Genomic DNA, 15,920 nt, shown 5'->3' with positions numbered 1-15,920 from the left:
GGGTTGCTCATTACGTTTAGTTCGCTTGCGTACCAGCAGATTTGCCGGTCACCAGACCGCCGGTGTCAGCCTGCTTTGCCGCTTTTTGCTGCTGCGCAGTAGCCTGCTGACTCTGGGGTTGTGACTGATCTTTGGGCGGGAAATACAACGGTCCTTTCAGGCCACAACCTGCCAGGCTGACCAGCGCCAGCGCCATGCCCAGCTGGCTCATCACTCGTATCATTCTGTCTGCTCTTTTTGTCCAAATCCCAGCTGCTTATCATCGCAGTTGACGATGTAAAAGCAACAGGAAATATCCGGCAGTCAGTGTGAGGCGCGGCGCAGTTCCGTGCAGCAATACGGGCGGGATCAGTGCATCTGATAACGCGGCTGGAAGTCGCCGTTGTCGTTGTCCGGCTGCGTGGCGCACAGCTGCGTCAGCGTCTGGCTGCGGAACGGAATCACCTGGAAGCGATCGCCGGTGTTCACAATCTGATAGAACTGCGGCAGGTTGAAGTTAATAAAGCTGGAACCGTAGGTAAAGCGATCGTGCGACGATGAATAGAAACGGCTGACGTCACGAACCAGCTCTTCTTTGCTGCCTTCGCAATGGTGATAGACCTCAACGCGATTGGTCTCATCAAGGATATAAATGTTGAAACCGCGATCGTCGCTGGTGTCTTCAAAGAAGAACTGAATAATGCCTTCACTGGCGTAGCCGTTAACCACCGGCGGCAGCGGCGTCTGGTTCGATTCGACTTTGATCGACAACCCGTGCAGTTTGTTATTGGAAATCGCACCGTAGAACTCGACGGCGTTTTCCAGCTTCTGCACCGAGACACTCATACGTTCAAAGAACAGGCCCCAGGTCTGTCCGGCCATGCGCAGGGCTTTGAAGCGTCCCGGCTCCTGACGCGTACTCGACAGGCGCAGCTCAATGCATTCAGAGACCAGCTGCTGCACGCGGGTGCGAATCAACCCGCGCAGATGCTGGCTGTAGCAAAATACCTCAACCGTATCCGGCGGGGCGGCATCCTGATGCATTTTACCCAGAATGGTCTTCAGCGCGTCGATCATCGCCTGCTCGCCGCTGAAGTGCAGCGTGCGCACTTCATTCCAGGAGTTGCGATAGAGCAGGTCAATGCTGCCAATCAGGCACTGCTGCTGCTGACCGAAGCTGAACACATCCAGCTTGCGGAAATCAAAATGCACCACCTGATTACGGAATGCGGAAGTTGGATCGTGCTCCAGATTGACGATAATCGCCAGGTGACGAATTTCGCACGGGCTGTAGAGCGCTTTCGGCGTAGGCGCAGGCAGGCGCAGCGGGAAGTGTCCCGATACGTCATTTACCAGCTCCTGCAGGCGCGGCAGATCGCACAGCTCGTTGCCCTTCATATGCAGGCGGGTTTTACGCGTCAGCAGACCGTTGAACCACGCCCAGGCCACCAGCTTGTTAAGATAGCGGTTATATTCCAGCGGCTGATGGCTGATGATGGAGCTCATGTCCGGCGCCTGATTGTACAGATACCAGCCCGCTCGGTTGGCGCGCCCTTCAGGCACGTGAATAAAGGTCAGGTTCTCTTCGGAGAGATCGGGCGAGATCTGCGGGTTAACCAGCGTCACCTTTCCCGGCAGCGCTTCAAACGCAGCATACAACTTACGCGTCAGCACGCCGATATCCTGCGGGCTGGCGCTGACGCTTAAATTGTTGCGACGGGCAAAACGGATCAGGTTGCGATAACTCTGCATCATCGCATCCAGCAGTTCATTGTGCGCTTCGCGGACACGCTCAATTTTCCACTGCGCGCGGTTATCCAGCACGGCGAGTTTGTCATCATCCCAGCCCCACGCTTTCACCAGCTGCGACAGAATTTCCCGCCGCCAGCCGGAACGCGAATGCGGCTCTTCGCTGGAGAGCTTCTCGCACACTTTCAGATAGAAACAGCGACGAACTAAATCAAGCCGCGCCGTATCTTCCACGCTGGTTAGGTAACGCGTGACGCGCTCCAGCATCATGCAGTAAGGATCGAGGCCGAAGCAGACAATTTCGCCGTCGTGCAGGCGCTGTTTGATATCCATCGCCAGCAGTTGCGTATTCGGGTATTCCCAACTGTACGCCTCCAGCAGCAGGGTTTTCAGCACGGCTTTGTAGGGCGAATCGATACTTTTATACAGCTGCCACAGGCTGGCACCGAAGTACTCTTCTGCCGATAGCGTGCCAAGGCCGCCCAGGTCCAGCCACTCATTGGGCGTCAACACGCCCTGCGAATAGAGCGACATCACGTAATCGTCGTAGTGATGCTCCTCATCGCCTGGCACCATATTCCACAGAATGCGTTTCCCGGCCATGCGCACGGCTGTACGGTAAAACTCATCCAGCAGCAGGATGTGCTGGGTTGAACCACAGTCTTCACCGCCCAGGCTGCCGCTCTCGTTATGGCGGAAACGGTTTTCGTCGATCAGGAAGAAACTCACTTCCACACCCATCGACACACACCATTTCTGCAGCAGCGTACACTTACGCTGCAGATTGAGGCGCTCTTCATTATCCAGCCACGACTGATGGCACACCCAGATATCCAGATCGGACACGCTGTTCTGCCCGACAGAAGAGGTGCTGCCCATGGAGTAAATGCCGGTGATTGGGCGTTCACCGTTTACGGCCGTGCTGAGGTCAAGCGGCTGATCGCCGGCTAAGGCCTGTAATAACTGCTGCTGGTTTTCATCAGGCGTGAAGAAGCTGACGCCGTGGGGAACGCTACCTTCAAGGTAACCCGGCATCAGCGGATGATGATAATGCAGTAATGTTGGCAGCAGACTGTAGACGTGCTGGAAAGCAGGTCCCATGGCAGCCAGTGCGCGATCGACACGCAGCTGGTTAATTGCATCCAGTCTCTGTTTCAGTGTCTCAATGTAGAGGTACAAGACGTTTCGCCTGATTGTCCCAGTGTTAAGCACCCTGTTTCCACAATCTGCCGCTTAATAATAAAGATGTCGGGCAAATTATTGCTGGAAACGTGATCAATCTAACACCTGGAAGATTGACCGTAAAGAAAGTTGCGCTACCTGACAGTTTAGCACGTTCCGCACGTCGTCCTGCTTTTTATGACTTCTATCCCGGATTGTCGCGACCGTTCACGCGGGCGCGGGTCCGGGATGGCGGCCTTTTCAATCCGTTGAAACTGACAGCATTCCCCTATCGATGATAGGATAATCGATGAACGATCAAAATGGTTAACAGCATGTTAAACAAAATTTTCAGAATTGCTACCAGACAAAGTCCTCTTGCTTTATGGCAGGCACAATATGTCCAACAGCGCCTGATGGCGGCTCACCCCGGCCTGCAGGTTGAGCTGGTGCCGATGGTGACCAAAGGGGATGTGATCCTGGATACGCCACTGGCGAAAGTGGGCGGTAAGGGATTGTTTGTCAAAGAGCTTGAGCTGGCGATGCTGGAAAACCGCGCCGATATGGCGGTGCATTCGATGAAAGATGTCCCGGTTGATTTCCCGGAAGGTCTGGGGCTGGTGACCATCTGTGAGCGCGAAGATCCGCGCGATGCCTTCGTCTCAAATCACTATCACTCTGTTGATGAACTGCCGCAGGGCGCAGTGGTGGGAACATCCAGCCTGCGCCGTCAGTGCCAGCTCAGCGCCCGCCGCCCTGACCTGGTGATCCGCTCCCTGCGCGGCAACGTGGGCACGCGCCTCGGCAAGCTGGATGCCGGCGAGTATGATGCCATTATTCTGGCCGCTGCCGGACTGAAACGTCTGGGGCTGGAGGATCGCATTCGCCAGGCGCTGCCTGCGGAACTCTCGCTGCCTGCTGTGGGCCAGGGCGCAGTCGGCATTGAATGCCGCCTTGATGACGATGCCCTGATCACGCTGCTGCAGGCGCTGAATCACGATGATACCGCCGTCTGCGTACGGGCGGAGCGCGCGATGAATACCCGCCTGGAAGGCGGTTGCCAGGTGCCCATCGGCAGCTTTGCCGTGCTGGAAGATGACCAGCTGTGGTTACGCGGTCTGGTGGGTGCCCCCGATGGCAGCCAGATGGTGACCGGCGAACGTCGCGGCCCGCGCGATCGCGCGACAGAAATGGGGATTTCGCTCGCTGAAGAGCTGCTGGACGGCGGCGCGCGCGAGATCCTGCGTGACGTCTATCAGGGGCAGCCGCCAGCATGACCATTCTCGTGACCCGACCGGAACCCGCCGCCAGCGAACTGGCTGCACGCCTGCGCACGCAGGGCAAGCTGGCGTGGACGCTGCCGCTGATTGAATTTACCCCGGGTCGCGATTTACCCCAGCTGCCGCAGCAGTTAGCTGCTCTGCAGCCCGGAGATTTGGTCTTTTTACTCTCGCAGCAGGTGGTGCATTTCGCCCAGCCTGCGATGCAGCACAGCGCCAGCGCATGGCCGGCGTTTCTCGACTATTATGCGATTGGGCGCAGCACCGCACTGGCGCTGCATACCGTCACGAATCTGAAAGTAGACTATCCTCATGCGCGGGAAACCAGTGAAGAACTGGTCCGCCTGAACCGACTGCAGCAGGTCAGCGACAAGCGCGCGCTGATTCTGCGCGGCAGCCCCGGACGCGAATTGCTGGCGGAAACGCTGATCGCACGCGGCGCACAGGTGCAATACTGTGAATGCTATCAGCGCTGTGAGAAGCATTATGATGGCGCTATTGAGGGCCGTCGCTGGCGCGATCGTGGCATTACTACCCTGGTGGTAACCAGCGGCGAAATGTTACAACAACTGTTTGCGCTGTTTCCGCCGATTGATCGTCGGGAATGGCTACTGCACTGTCGATTAGTGGTCGTCAGTGAACGTTTGGCTACCCAGGCCGCTGAACTCGGCTGGCAGGAGATTGTGGTAGCCGATGGTGCCGATAACGATGCGCTGCTGCGCGCGTTACGCTGAACTTAACAATGGGATGAGCCATAATGACGGAACAAAAAGCCGCCTCCGCCATGGTTGAAGAGACCACCCCAGCGGACACTTCCCCGACGCCAGAAACCCCGCCGCCGCGTGACAACAAGCGCGATGGCAAAGTGCTGAGCGCGGTGGCAATTGTCATTGCGCTGGCGATGGGTGCGGGACTTTACCTGAACGGGAAACACCAGGCCGACTTACAGGCTCAGACTAATCAAAACCTTAGCGAACAGCTGAGCGCCCTGCAGCAGCAACTGGGCAGCGACAAACAGCAGCTGACACAGCAACTGGCCAACGCCAATACGGCGTTACAGGAAGCGCGCTCCCGCCAGGATAACAGCGCCAAAGAGCTGGAAAGCCTGCGTGAGAAGGTTGCCACTATTTCCGGTAATGATACGCACACCTGGCTGCTGGCGCAGGCGGATTACCTCGTCAAACTGGCGGGCCGCAAACTGTGGAGCGATCAGGATGTCACCACCGCGGCAGCGCTGCTGAAAAGCGCGGATACCAGCCTGGCGGAGATGAACGATCCCAGTATCATGAATGTGCGCCGCGCACTGACACAGGATATCAGTTCCCTGTCGGCGGTCAGCCAGGTGGATTATGACGGCATTATCCTCAAGCTGAACCAGCTGTCGAACGGCGTGGACAATTTGCGTCTGGCAGATAATGACAGCGATGATTCGCCGATGGATGCCGACGGTGGCGAGCTGTCCAGCTCCCTGCACGAATGGCGGCAGAACCTGGTGAAGAGCTGGCATAACTTTATGGATGACTTTATTACCATCCGTCGCCGCGATAACACGGCTCAGCCGCTGCTGGCACCGAATCAGGATGTCTACCTGCGGGAAAATATCCGTTCGCGCCTGCTGATTGCTGCCCAGGCGGTACCGCGCCATCAGGACGAGATCTACAAACAGTCGCTGGATGCGGTCTCAAGCTGGGTTCGCGCCTGGTACGATACCAACGATGCCGCCACTAAAGCCTTTCTCGCCCAGCTGGATGAACTGAGCCAGCAAAGTATCTCAATGGACGTGCCGGAAACCCTGGAAAGCCAGGCGCTGCTGGAAAAACTGATGCAAACGCGCGTGCGTAATCTGCTGGCGCAGCCTGCTGCTGCGGCCGATCAACAGGGAGGCTAAGCATGCTGAAAGTATTGGTGCTTTTCCTGCTGCTGATCGCCGGCATTGTGCTGGGGCCGATGATTGCCGGCCATCAGGGCTACGTACTGATTCAGACCGACAACTGGAATATCGAAACCAGCGTGACCGGTCTGGCGATCATTCTGATTCTCAGCCTGCTGGTTATTCTGCTGGTGGAGTGGATTCTGCGTCGCCTGTTCCGCACCGGCGTACGTACCCGCGGCTGGTTTACCGGACGTAAGCGTCGCAGCGCGCAGCGTCACACGCAACACGCCCTGATGAAGCTGGCCGAAGGGGATTATCAGCAGGCTGAAAAACTGCTGTCGAAAAATGCCGACCATGCCGATCAGCCGGTGGCCAACTACCTGCTGGCGGCTGAAGCAGCACAGCAGCGCGGTGATGAAATCCGTGCCAATCAGCACCTTGAGCGCGCGTCGGAGCTGTCAGAAAACGACACGATCCCGGTTGAGATTACCCGCGTGCGTTTACAGCTGGCGCGCAATGAAGATCATGCAGCCCGTCACGGCGTGGATCGCCTGCTGGAAGTGGCGCCGCGTCATCCTGAAGTGCTGCGGCTGGCGGAACAGGCCTATATCCGCACCGGCGCCTGGGGCGCACTGCTGGACATTCTGCCGGCGATGCAAAAAACCCGGGTTAATGACGAAACTCAGCGCAACGCGTTGCAGCAGCAGGCCTGGCTGGGTCTGATGAATCAGGCCATGGCGGATCAGGGCAGCGAAGGGCTGAAAAAATGGTGGCAAAGTCAGAGCCGTAAAACGCGGCAGGAGACCACGCTGCAGGTGGCGATGGCAGAACACTTAATCGAGTGTGACGATCCTGATACCGCGCAGAGCATTGTGCTGGAAGGCCTGAAGCGCCAGTACGACGACCGCCTGGTATTGCTGATGCCGCGGATCAAAAGTGGCGATCCCCAGTCGCTGGAAAAAGCCCTGCGCCAGCAGATCAAACAGCATGGTGCCACCCCGCTGCTGCACAGCACGCTGGGTCAGCTGCTGATGCGACACGGTGAATGGCAGCAGGCGGCAGAGGCTTTCCAGCAGGCACTGGCGCAGCGCCCGGATGGATTCGATTACGCCTGGCTGGCAGATGTTTATGACCGCCTGCACCGTCCGGAAGATGCCGCGAAAATGCGGCGTGAAGGCCTGTTACTGACGCTGAAGAGTAACGGCAATCCATAATTGTATGCTTGTTGTATTTGTGCACGCCGGGCTTGTCCCGGCTTTTTTTTGCCTGCAAACCGCGCCGTGCGCCAGACAACAGATAAAAAAACACCTGCCAGCAGCAGGTGTAAGATCAGGTCGGTAAGACAACTGATGGTATCCGACTCAACGTAATGTCCTTCTAACTGCAGTAGCGCGTGCACGTTACTGCCAGGCGGACAACGGATACCGTAAGGGGCTCTGCATCATTCCCAGGTTTATGTCGCCGCAGCGAACATAAGAGGTGGAATGAGCATCTACGCGCTAAGTATTGCACAAGGCGTGCCAGCCGGAAGAAAAAACAAATAAATAATTATAAATCAATTAGATAAAACAAAGATTATTTTCACGGTAATGAAAGGTGTAGTAAAACAGCAACAGGCCGGCTGAAAGCTGTCACCTCCAGGCGACAGGCAGTGTCGGAAATTGTCATTACTCTCTAAATCAATAGCTTATATGTCTCATTACGACGACAACCGGATAAGATTTTGACACCGGACAGGCTACATGACGTTCGCAGGTTTCCGGCTGACATGCAGGCAGGGCCCTTCTGTTCGCGCACACCCGACAGTCATCAGCCGGGCAGTTAATCCGGTCGTCAGGACGGTAAGGGGATACGTGCGGCATACGCAGCACAGACGATCAGAGGTGGAACAGCGGTGATTCTCGCCTTCCCTGCTTCAGCCGTTTTCGTTTGCTACAGACAAAAAAACCCGCCTTTCAGGACAGAATTTTCAAAGAGGGCCGGCGGAAGAGGATAACGCCTCTCTGTGAGCAGCGCCCTTCAGGCTATGGCTGATGCCATACTGTCTCGCTTCGCCCGGCGCACACCGCCTGCGGCAGCGCGCATTCTCTTTACCACAGACGAAAAAAAACCTGTCTTTTCAGACAGGTTTTTCGAAAATGGTCGGCGAGAGAGGATTCGAACCTCCGACCCACTGGTCCCAAACCAGTTGCGCTACCAAGCTGCGCTACTCGCCGATTTTTTACTGCTTTACTGCTTTACTGCTGTATCGTTTTGCCTGGTGCGAAGAGAGGGACTTGAACCCTCACGTCCGTAAGAACACTAACACCTGAAGCTAGCGCGTCTACCAATTCCGCCACCTTCGCATGTCCCAGCAAAATCTGGGGTGGCTAATGGGACTCGAACCCACGACAACTGGAATCACAATCCAGGGCTCTACCAACTGAGCTATAGCCACCATAATTCTGGTGCGTAAGCTTTCGCTTACTATTCACTGCATAACGCGGTTAAAACCAACCACCGAAGCTCTTGCGCCCAAACAAAATGGCGCGCCCGACAGGATTCGAACCTGAGACCTCTGCCTCCGGAGGGCAGCGCTCTATCCAGCTGAGCTACGGGCGCGTAGCGCCGTTGCGGATGGGCATACTACGGATTTGACTTCGGACTGTCCAGTGCTTTTTTAGAAAAAAATCCCGTTTGCTTACGCTTTGTGCATTCCGTCGATAAATAACGCAGTTTACGCGCTTAACCCGCCGGAATTGCTGCAATAATCAGCACGCCTCACAGATCGCCACGCCAGTGATAACGCAGGTATTTCAGCAATTTTAACTGACGGCGCAGGCGTGAAGGCTGGCGCAGCAGGCGATAAAGCCATTCCAGCCCCAGATTCTGCCACAGTCGCGGTGCACGAGGCACGTGGCCGGTAAACACATCATATGTGCCGCCAACGCCCATATAAAGCGCATGAGGCCAGTGCTGACGACAGTCGCGCATCAGCAACTCCTGCCGCGGCGAGCCCTGCGCGACGGTAACAATCTGCGCCCCGCTGGCGGCAATACGCGCAAACAGCGCTTCGCGCTCTGCAGGCGCAAAATAGCCATCCTGACTGCCAACAATGTTGACGTTCCACTGACGACGCAGCTTTGCGCAGGTCTCCTGCAGCACCTGCTGGCGTCCGCCAATCAGAAACACGGGCGTGCCACGCTCGCCCGCGCGCGCCATCAGCGCTTCCCACAGGTCCGCACCGGCTATCCGGTTCACATGAAGCTGCGGATATTTTTTCCGCAGCGATCGTACGATGCTGATGCCATCGGGGTATTTGAATTCCGCTTCCGCAATCAGCGCCCGTAACTGCGCATCCGCTTCCAGCGTCAGCATTTTCTCAGCGTTGATGGCGACCAGTGTGCCGCTGCGCGGCACGCCGTGCGGCATAAGAAAGTGGACGAAGCTGTCCATATCACTGAACGCGTGAAGATCGACGCCGCGCAGGCGATAGCGCGGCTTATCGGTTTCCATGATCTGACATTCCCGTTGTGCCCGCAGAATAAGTGGGGCGAGATAAAACCGGCTCGCGCCGCGGACGGATCAGACCCGCCCGCGCCAGCAGCCAGTAAAGCAGCCTGGCTACCCACAGACAGGCAGCAAAAATCAGGCAAAAGAACACCACGCGTGACCCGAAGGCATCCAGCCCTTCGCGTGCCAGCACGATCATATTAAACACCGCCCCGAAACAGAAACTCTGCAGAATGGCGCCGCTGTAGCGATTACTGGCGTCACACCCCTGCTGGTACAGGTAATCGAAGCCCTTCATCAGCAGGCCCACGGCGATGGCCCCGAGCGGGATAAACCCCACGCCGCCCATTATCAGCAGCGAGCCCAGCAGCGTAGGGGAAATCGCCAGTCCGGAGTGGTTGTTCAGCACTTCCCAGGTAAAATAGTTGGCGCTGTTGAGCACCATGGCAGGACGATCCGGCCACAACCAGCCGGGGATAAAGACATAAAAGTCACGCCAGAGGGGGGCCAGCCCCTGGAAATCAATTTTGTCGTAATTCTGCAGCAACAGCGCCAGATTCTCCCACGGCGAAAAGGTATCACGCGTCAGATAGAGGAAGGTATAGAAAGCCTCGTCGCCCGCCACGTCCAGATTGTAGCGGCGCAGCGCCAGCCAGAACATGCCGGTAATCGCCATCACGCCTGCACCAATCAGCATCCACAGCGTAATCCAGCCGCGGGTAATACCAATAAACAGGAACAGCGCAAACGCGATGATGATATTGGCGCGCGTCCCGCCCACCAGCGCATAAGTCAGTAAACCAAACGCCACCGTTACCAGCAGAAACAGCAGCCACTGTCGCCGGGTCGGATTCAGAAAGTAGCGAATCAGCATTGCCGGGATAAAAAAGTAGAAGAAGCGCTTGAGCGCCACGCCGGAGACATCGCTGGAGAAAATCTGATTGTAGGCAGAGAGCCGGAACAGCAGCAGGCCATTATGCATGAAGAACACCGTCACGGTGCCCGCCGCCACCAGGGCCAGCAGCAGACAGGTGAGATGCGTTTCTACCCGGTTCATCTCCAGCCAGGGTTTACGCGGCGCGGCCTGCACCGGTCGCAGCCGCACTTTATAGCTGACGTAATAGATCGCATAGAAGCTGGTTGCCGCCAGCAGCGCCTGCAAAAGAAACGCCGGCGGCACCACGTTTACATTAAAGCGAAACACCAGCACGCTGGTCAGCGGAAAACCAAAATAGAAGGTCAGCAGAAACAGCAGGGTAAAAAACAGATGGAAATTAAAGCGTACGCGCCGGAACTCCCGCCAGGTCAGCGTCAGAATGAAGCCCAGCGAGAACAGATACACCACCAGCAGACCACTAAACTGCAGCAGGTTCATGTCATCTCCCTTTCACTCAGCGTCAGCGCCTGTCGCCATCCGTCCAGATAGCCCGGGGCAAAAAAGGCAATCGCTGATTTATCGCACGCCACCAGCTGGCGTCTGGCTGCGTCAATGCGCGCCCGATCGAGCGGATCGCTGCTGAACAGCACCGGCAGGCCCTGCTCGCTTACATCGCGCCAGAATGGATTTTTGCGGTTCAGCACAAAGGGCACGTTCGCCTGAATCAGCAAACACAGCGTGCCGATGCCCTGCTGACGTTCGAACATAAAATAGCCGAGCTGACAGCGACTGAGCAACGCCAGATAGGCGTTAAAATCGATGTTGTCGCGCAGCAGCGTCACCTGACCACCCGGAAACAGCCGCTGCGCGGCAGTATCAATCTCATCAATATAGTCATAGTTGCTGGCCGGATAGCCCAGCGGGATCAGGATCTTCACCTGTTCACCAAACTGGTCGCGAATCGCCTGCAGCCCTTCAATATGACGGTTGCTGCGATCGCCCGAGTTACCCAGCAGAATCGTCAGCCCCTCCTCCTGCTGCGCCACCGGCACTGCTGCTTCCGGCATGCGAGCAGGAAAATAGAGCAGCGAAGCCGGGACGCGCGGATGGCGCTGCTGGAAGAAGTGCAGATCGCCACGGGTGGCGAACACCCGCGCCACGCGCCCCTGCGCCAGACGGCGTAGCAGATAGAACAGGCGGTATTTCAGGCCTGCGCCCTCTTCATATAAATCCGCGCCCCAGACGTGCCAGAACGCCTGCTGACGGCGCAGTTTGCCACTGAGCAACGCCAGCCACAGTCGCGGGTTAAACTGACCGTGAAAAAAGAAGCGCTGCGTCCGGTCGGCGGCCTGTGCGATGACCGCACTGGCCAGCGCCCGCTTGCCGGGATAGACCTCAATCTGCAGATGCGGGTAAGCGTTCAGGCTTTCCGGCGCCGCAGAGGCCACCATAAAGCGGCGCGGCGCGTCAGTGGGCATGTCGACGCTCATCACGTCGTTAAAGAAGCGCAGTACGGTGTGATTGTGATGTGGGATATCCGATCCCAGCACGTGAATTAACGTCATTTTTTCCGGCAATAAATCAAAAAGGCACCACAACACAGGGCGAAATAGAGCACATAGGTCGCCATATAGGCCTGCACGGCACCGGTTGTGCCATGCAGGGGGATAAGCCAGTGGGAGAAGGCGGTGAGCAGTGTGAACTGGCTCAGTTCCGTCAGAATATAAAAGCGCAGCGAGGCTTTGGCGATCACCAGGTATCCGAAAACATAGGCGCCGACTTTAAAGACATCGCCCACCAGTTGCCAGATAAACAGATCGCGCATCGCCGTGAACTGCGGTGAAAACAGCAGCCAGATCGCTACATCGCGCAGCAGCCAGACGCACAGACTTGCCGCAGCCACCGCCGGCAGGACAAAACGCAGCGCGCGGCCGATCTCCCGGGCTATCTGCTGTTTATCCTCCAGCTTTGCCAGCGTCGGCAGCAGCCAGACGCTGAAAGTGGCGGTGATAAACTGCAGATAAGCGTCGGAAATGCTGGTGACGCCCTGCCATAAACCCACCTGCGCCCAGCTCTGCTGTTCTGCCAGCAGGTTTCGCATCATGACCCACGCTACCGGCAGGGTCACAGCAGTCATCAGCGCCATCAGGGTGAATTTTGCCAGACTGCGCGCCAGCGAAGGCTGCCACTGCGGCTTCAGCCAGCAAAGCGGCAGCACAGCCTGATGGCGCCGCAGCATCCACAGCGCTGGCAGCGCCAGCAACGCAGGCACCAGCGCCAGGCCGACCAGCGCGCCGGCATAGCCGCCTGTCCACCAGCACAGCACATACCCCAGCACGCCGATCAGGCTGCCGGCGATCAGCGCCAGGGCATTACCGCGCGCGTCGCGAAAGCCCTTTAGCAGTGCCAGCATCAGGTTGGCCCAGGCGATACCCAGCTGCAGGAATGCGACAATGCGCACCACCCCCTGATAACCCGCATGGCCGAACAGGGCCTGGCTGATGGGCGCGGCCGCCAGCAAAAACACCAGCGCCAGCAGCGTGGAGAAACCCAGCACCATGGCGGATGCCGTGCCGGTGACAGCGCGCAGCTGCGCCGGATCCTGCCGGGAACGGGCAACCCAGCTGGTGACGCCGTTGAAAATGCCCGCTCCCGCCAGAACCCCCAGCACGGTAATCAGCTGCCGGAAGTTACCGGCCTGACCGACCCCTTCCGGGCCAAAGCTGACCGCCAGCAGTTTGACGACCAGCAGTCCCGCCACAATTTTTACCAGCGTGGAAGAGGCGGTCCACACTGATGCGCTGGCTAACGACATCAGGCGAAAAAGCTCAGCAGCGAACTGATCACGGTGCGCTGGTTGTTGTCCGTCAGGTTATAAAACAGCGGCAGACGCAGCAGCCGTTCACTTTCGCGCGTGGTGAAGGTGTCATCACCGTGAAAACGCCCGAAGCGTTCACCGGCGGGTGAGGAGTGCAGCGGAATGTAGTGGAAGACCGTGAGGATTTCCGCCTCTTTCATCCAGTTAATCAACGCCTGACGATCGTCGCTGTCGCGCAGTTTGAGGTAGAACATGTGCGCATTATGGCGACACGCGTCCGGGACTGCCGGCAGGGCAATCCGACCGGTTGCCGCCAGCGGCTGCAGCGCCGTGTAGTAGCGCTGCCACAGACGCAGGCGCTGATCGTTAATGCGATCAGCCACTTCCAGCTGCGCCCAGAGCCAGGCCGCCTGCAGATCAGACATCAGATAGCTGGAGCCGATATCACGCCAGGTGTACTTATCGACCTGACCGCGGAAAAACTGGCTGCGGTTAGTGCCTTTTTCGCGAATAATCTCTGCACGCTCAACCAGTCTGGCATCGTTAATCAGCGTGGCACCGCCTTCGCCGCCCGCCGTGTAGTTTTTGGTCTCGTGAAAACTGAAGCAGCCGATGTGGCCGATGGTGCCAAGTGCCCGGCCCTTATATTGCGACATCACGCCCTGCGCGGCATCTTCAATGACCATCAGCTGATGCTTCGCCGCGATCGCCATGATGGTGTCCATTTCACAGGCAACGCCGGCGTAGTGCACCGGCACAATGGCGCGGGTACGGGCGGTGATGGCGGCTTCAATCCGGGTTTCATCGATGTTAAGCGTGTCCGGCCGCACATCCACAAACACGATAGTGGCACCGCGCAGCACAAAGGCATTCGCCGTAGAGACAAAGGTGTAGCTCGGCATGATGACTTCATCGCCGGGCTGAATGTCGATCAGCAGCGCGGCCATCTCCAGCGAGGCCGTGCAGGAGGGCGTCAGCAGCACTTTTTTACTGCCAAAGTGCTGCTCCATCCACTGCTGGCAGCGGCGTGTAAACCCACCGTCGCCGCACAGCTTGCCGCTGGCCATGGCCGACTGCATATATTCAACTTCCGTGCCCACAATCGGGGGCGCATTAAACGGGATCATCAGGCTTTCCTGTAAAACCAGTACGCGGTGCTTTCCAGCCGCGCACCGCTGCGTAAATAGAGGCGCATGGCCGTAAGATTACTGAGCTGGGTGGCCACACGCAGCCGCTCCAGCTGCCGGACACGGCCCCAGTCGGCGGCGGCCAGCAGCAGACGCTGCCCGACGCCTTTGCCCTGAGCGTCCGGTAGTACCGCCAGCAGGCCGATACGCACATCGCCTGCCACTTCACGCATGGAGACATAGCCCTGCAGCGCCCCCTGCTCATCGCAGGCGATCAGGCACTGGTTATCGAAGATGCCGCGCACCGCGTTCTCAATCCACTGCGCATAAAAGCGCCCGCTGTCGTCTGCATCAAACCAGGGTGCCCGGAACCGGCTCTGGCTGAATGCCGCCGCCGCTGCGGCGCGCAGCGCCGGAATCTGCGCCTCACGCGCAATGCGCACGCCGGTTTGGCGTTCGGTACGCTTGATGTTCAGCGCCAGGTCCGCTTCCCCTTCTACCAGCTGAAAACCGTGCAGGCTGAGCGCATCGATCACGGCGGTACGCTGCGCCGGCACTTTCACCTGCAGCAACGCATCGGACTGCGCAATGGCACCGGCCAGCGGCAGCGCGCCGTCCAGTTCGAGCCGCGCCACCGGCTGACGGAAGAAATCACTTTCCCAGGCGAGCGGGTTAATATTGACGTGGACGGGCATGTAAAATATCCAGCAGATACTGGCCGTAACCAGTTTTGGTCAGTGCCTGGGCGGCGGTCAGCAACTGCTCATCGCTCAGCCAGCCATTGCGCCAGGCAATCTCCTCCAGACACGCGATCTTAAAGCCTTGCCTTTTTTCCACGGTCTGCACGAACACACTGGCGTCAATCAGACTGTCATGCGTTCCGGTATCCAGCCAGGCAAAACCGCGTCCGAGCAGCTCAACTGACAGTTCGTTCTGCTCAAGGTACATTTGGTTAATGGCAGTGATTTCCAGTTCGCCGCGTGCCGATGGCGTTACCTGTTTGGCAAACTCCACCACCCGATTGTCATAAAAATAGAGGCCGGTAACGGCCCAGCGCGATTTGGGCTGAGCAGGCTTCTCTTCAATCGACAAGGCGTTGAAGTCGTCATCGAATTCCACCACGCCAAAACGCTCCGGGTCCATGACCTGATAGGCAAACACCGTGGCACCCCGACTGCGTGCCGCGACTTTTTTCAGTTTCGGGCTAAAGCCCTGACCGAAATAGAGATTATCGCCCAGCACCAGACAGCAGTTGTCGTCACCGATAAACGCTTCACCGATGATAAAGGCCTGCGCCAGCCCCTCCGGATTTGGCTGCTCGGCGTAACAAAGTTGCAGGCCAAATTCACTGCCGTCGCCCAGCAGCCGCTCAAAATGCGCACGATCTTCGGGTGTGGTGATGATTAACACCTCGCGAATCCCTGCCAGCATCAGCACCGACAGCGGATAATAGATCATGGGCTTGTCGTAAACCGGCAGTAATTGTTTGGAAATTGCCCGGGTAATCGGGTGCAGGCGCGTGCCCGAACCGCCCGCTAAAATAATGCCTTTCATCACCGCTTCT

General features: G+C 57.8%; 13 protein-coding genes and 4 tRNA genes. 4 read left to right on the top strand and 13 right to left on the bottom strand.

What is annotated here, in order from left to right:
* Window positions 1-16: 16 nt before the first annotated feature.
* Both lptM and D8B20_RS00670 read right to left on the bottom strand, forming a co-directional pair.
* Window positions 17-223 (bottom strand): LPS translocon maturation chaperone LptM, encoded by a 207-nt coding sequence (gene lptM, locus D8B20_RS00675; protein ID WP_145886196.1) that lies wholly within the window; start codon window positions 221-223, stop codon window positions 17-19.
* Between the two features lie 125 nt (window positions 224-348).
* The gene (locus D8B20_RS00670) at window positions 349-2,907 is read right to left on the bottom strand and encodes a class I adenylate cyclase (RefSeq protein ID WP_145886194.1); all 2,559 of its coding nucleotides are present in this window, start codon (window positions 2,905-2,907) and stop codon (window positions 349-351) included.
* A gap of 317 nt (window positions 2,908-3,224) precedes the next feature.
* Here D8B20_RS00670 and hemC point away from each other — a divergent pair, with 317 nt between their 5' ends.
* The 4 genes from hemC to hemY are packed head-to-tail and all read left to right on the top strand — an operon-like array spanning window position 3,225 to window position 7,256.
* Window positions 3,225-4,166: a hydroxymethylbilane synthase gene (gene hemC / locus D8B20_RS00665; protein WP_145886192.1), complete on the top strand. Its 942-nt coding sequence runs from the start codon at window positions 3,225-3,227 to the stop codon at window positions 4,164-4,166.
* Window positions 4,163-4,903 (top strand): uroporphyrinogen-III synthase, encoded by a 741-nt coding sequence (gene hemD, locus D8B20_RS00660; protein WP_145886190.1) that lies wholly within the window; start codon window positions 4,163-4,165, stop codon window positions 4,901-4,903. The genes hemC and hemD overlap by 4 nt, the downstream gene beginning before the upstream one ends.
* A gap of 23 nt (window positions 4,904-4,926) precedes the next feature.
* A complete protein-coding gene (gene hemX / locus D8B20_RS00655) occupies window positions 4,927-6,057 on the top strand; it encodes a uroporphyrinogen-III C-methyltransferase (protein ID WP_145886188.1) in 1,131 nt (376 codons plus the stop codon).
* Window positions 6,058-6,059: 2 nt separating this feature from the next.
* Window positions 6,060-7,256: a protoheme IX biogenesis protein HemY gene (gene hemY / locus D8B20_RS00650; protein WP_145886186.1), complete on the top strand. Its 1,197-nt coding sequence runs from the start codon at window positions 6,060-6,062 to the stop codon at window positions 7,254-7,256.
* A 925-nt stretch (window positions 7,257-8,181) separates the two neighbouring features.
* Here hemY and D8B20_RS00645 read toward each other — a convergent pair.
* From D8B20_RS00645 to rfbA, 11 genes are all read right to left on the bottom strand, one after another.
* Window positions 8,182-8,258: transfer RNA gene (locus D8B20_RS00645), tRNA-Pro, on the bottom strand.
* Between the two features lie 42 nt (window positions 8,259-8,300).
* Window positions 8,301-8,387 (bottom strand) — tRNA-Leu (locus D8B20_RS00640).
* Between the two features lie 16 nt (window positions 8,388-8,403).
* Window positions 8,404-8,479, bottom strand: a tRNA-His gene (locus D8B20_RS00635).
* Window positions 8,480-8,566: 87 nt separating this feature from the next.
* A tRNA-Arg gene (locus D8B20_RS00630) sits at window positions 8,567-8,643 on the bottom strand.
* A gap of 159 nt (window positions 8,644-8,802) precedes the next feature.
* Window positions 8,803-9,537 (bottom strand): lipopolysaccharide N-acetylmannosaminouronosyltransferase, encoded by a 735-nt coding sequence (wecG, locus tag D8B20_RS00625; protein WP_145886185.1) that lies wholly within the window; start codon window positions 9,535-9,537, stop codon window positions 8,803-8,805.
* Entirely contained in the window at window positions 9,524-10,909 is a 1,386-nt protein-coding gene (wzyE, locus tag D8B20_RS00620; RefSeq protein WP_145886183.1) for an ECA oligosaccharide polymerase, read from the bottom strand. Before wzyE ends, wecG begins: the two co-directional genes overlap by 14 nt.
* A complete protein-coding gene (gene wecF / locus D8B20_RS00615; RefSeq protein ID WP_145886181.1) occupies window positions 10,906-11,976 on the bottom strand; it encodes a TDP-N-acetylfucosamine:lipid II N-acetylfucosaminyltransferase in 1,071 nt (356 codons plus the stop codon). The genes wzyE and wecF overlap by 4 nt, the downstream gene beginning before the upstream one ends.
* Window positions 11,973-13,226, bottom strand: coding sequence for a lipid III flippase WzxE (gene wzxE, locus D8B20_RS00610; protein WP_145886179.1), 1,254 nt, complete (start codon window positions 13,224-13,226; stop codon window positions 11,973-11,975). Before wzxE ends, wecF begins: the two co-directional genes overlap by 4 nt.
* Window positions 13,226-14,356, bottom strand: a complete 1,131-nt coding sequence (rffA, locus tag D8B20_RS00605; protein WP_145886177.1) for a dTDP-4-amino-4,6-dideoxygalactose transaminase — start codon at window positions 14,354-14,356, stop codon at window positions 13,226-13,228. Before rffA ends, wzxE begins: the two co-directional genes overlap by 1 nt.
* The gene (gene rffC, locus D8B20_RS00600) at window positions 14,356-15,051 is read right to left on the bottom strand and encodes a dTDP-4-amino-4,6-dideoxy-D-galactose acyltransferase (protein WP_145886175.1); all 696 of its coding nucleotides are present in this window, start codon (window positions 15,049-15,051) and stop codon (window positions 14,356-14,358) included. The genes rffA and rffC overlap by 1 nt, the downstream gene beginning before the upstream one ends.
* Entirely contained in the window at window positions 15,029-15,910 is an 882-nt protein-coding gene (gene rfbA, locus D8B20_RS00595; RefSeq protein ID WP_145886173.1) for a glucose-1-phosphate thymidylyltransferase RfbA, read from the bottom strand. Before rfbA ends, rffC begins: the two co-directional genes overlap by 23 nt.
* Between the last annotated feature and the right edge of the window lie 10 nt (window positions 15,911-15,920).

The organism is Candidatus Pantoea soli (genome assembly GCF_007833795.1).
GTDB classification, from domain to species: Bacteria; Pseudomonadota; Gammaproteobacteria; order Enterobacterales; family Enterobacteriaceae; genus Pantoea; species Pantoea soli.
Note: the sequence above shows the minus strand (reverse complement) of the source record. Positions and strands in the feature narration are given on the sequence as shown.

Bases quoted from the DNA above. Each gene is read 5' to 3' on its own strand.
- wzxE (WP_145886179.1), bottom strand. From the start codon at position 13,226: ATGTCGTTAGCCAGCGCATCAGTGTGGACCGCCTCTTCCACGCTGGTA.
- wecF (WP_145886181.1), bottom strand. From the start codon at position 11,976: ATGACGTTAATTCACGTGCTGGGATCGGATATCCCACATCACAATCAC.
- hemC (WP_145886192.1), top strand. From the start codon at position 3,225: ATGTTAAACAAAATTTTCAGAATTGCTACCAGACAAAGTCCTCTTGCT.
- hemY (WP_145886186.1), top strand. From the start codon at position 6,060: ATGCTGAAAGTATTGGTGCTTTTCCTGCTGCTGATCGCCGGCATTGTG.
- rffA (WP_145886177.1), bottom strand. From the start codon at position 14,356: ATGATCCCGTTTAATGCGCCCCCGATTGTGGGCACGGAAGTTGAATAT.
- rfbA (WP_145886173.1), bottom strand. From the start codon at position 15,910: ATGAAAGGCATTATTTTAGCGGGCGGTTCGGGCACGCGCCTGCACCCG.
- wecG (WP_145886185.1), bottom strand. From the start codon at position 9,537: ATGGAAACCGATAAGCCGCGCTATCGCCTGCGCGGCGTCGATCTTCAC.
- wzyE (WP_145886183.1), bottom strand. From the start codon at position 10,909: ATGAACCTGCTGCAGTTTAGTGGTCTGCTGGTGGTGTATCTGTTCTCG.
- hemX (WP_145886188.1), top strand. From the start codon at position 4,927: ATGACGGAACAAAAAGCCGCCTCCGCCATGGTTGAAGAGACCACCCCA.
- rffC (WP_145886175.1), bottom strand. From the start codon at position 15,051: ATGCCCGTCCACGTCAATATTAACCCGCTCGCCTGGGAAAGTGATTTC.
- lptM (WP_145886196.1), bottom strand. From the start codon at position 223: ATGATACGAGTGATGAGCCAGCTGGGCATGGCGCTGGCGCTGGTCAGC.
- hemD (WP_145886190.1), top strand. From the start codon at position 4,163: ATGACCATTCTCGTGACCCGACCGGAACCCGCCGCCAGCGAACTGGCT.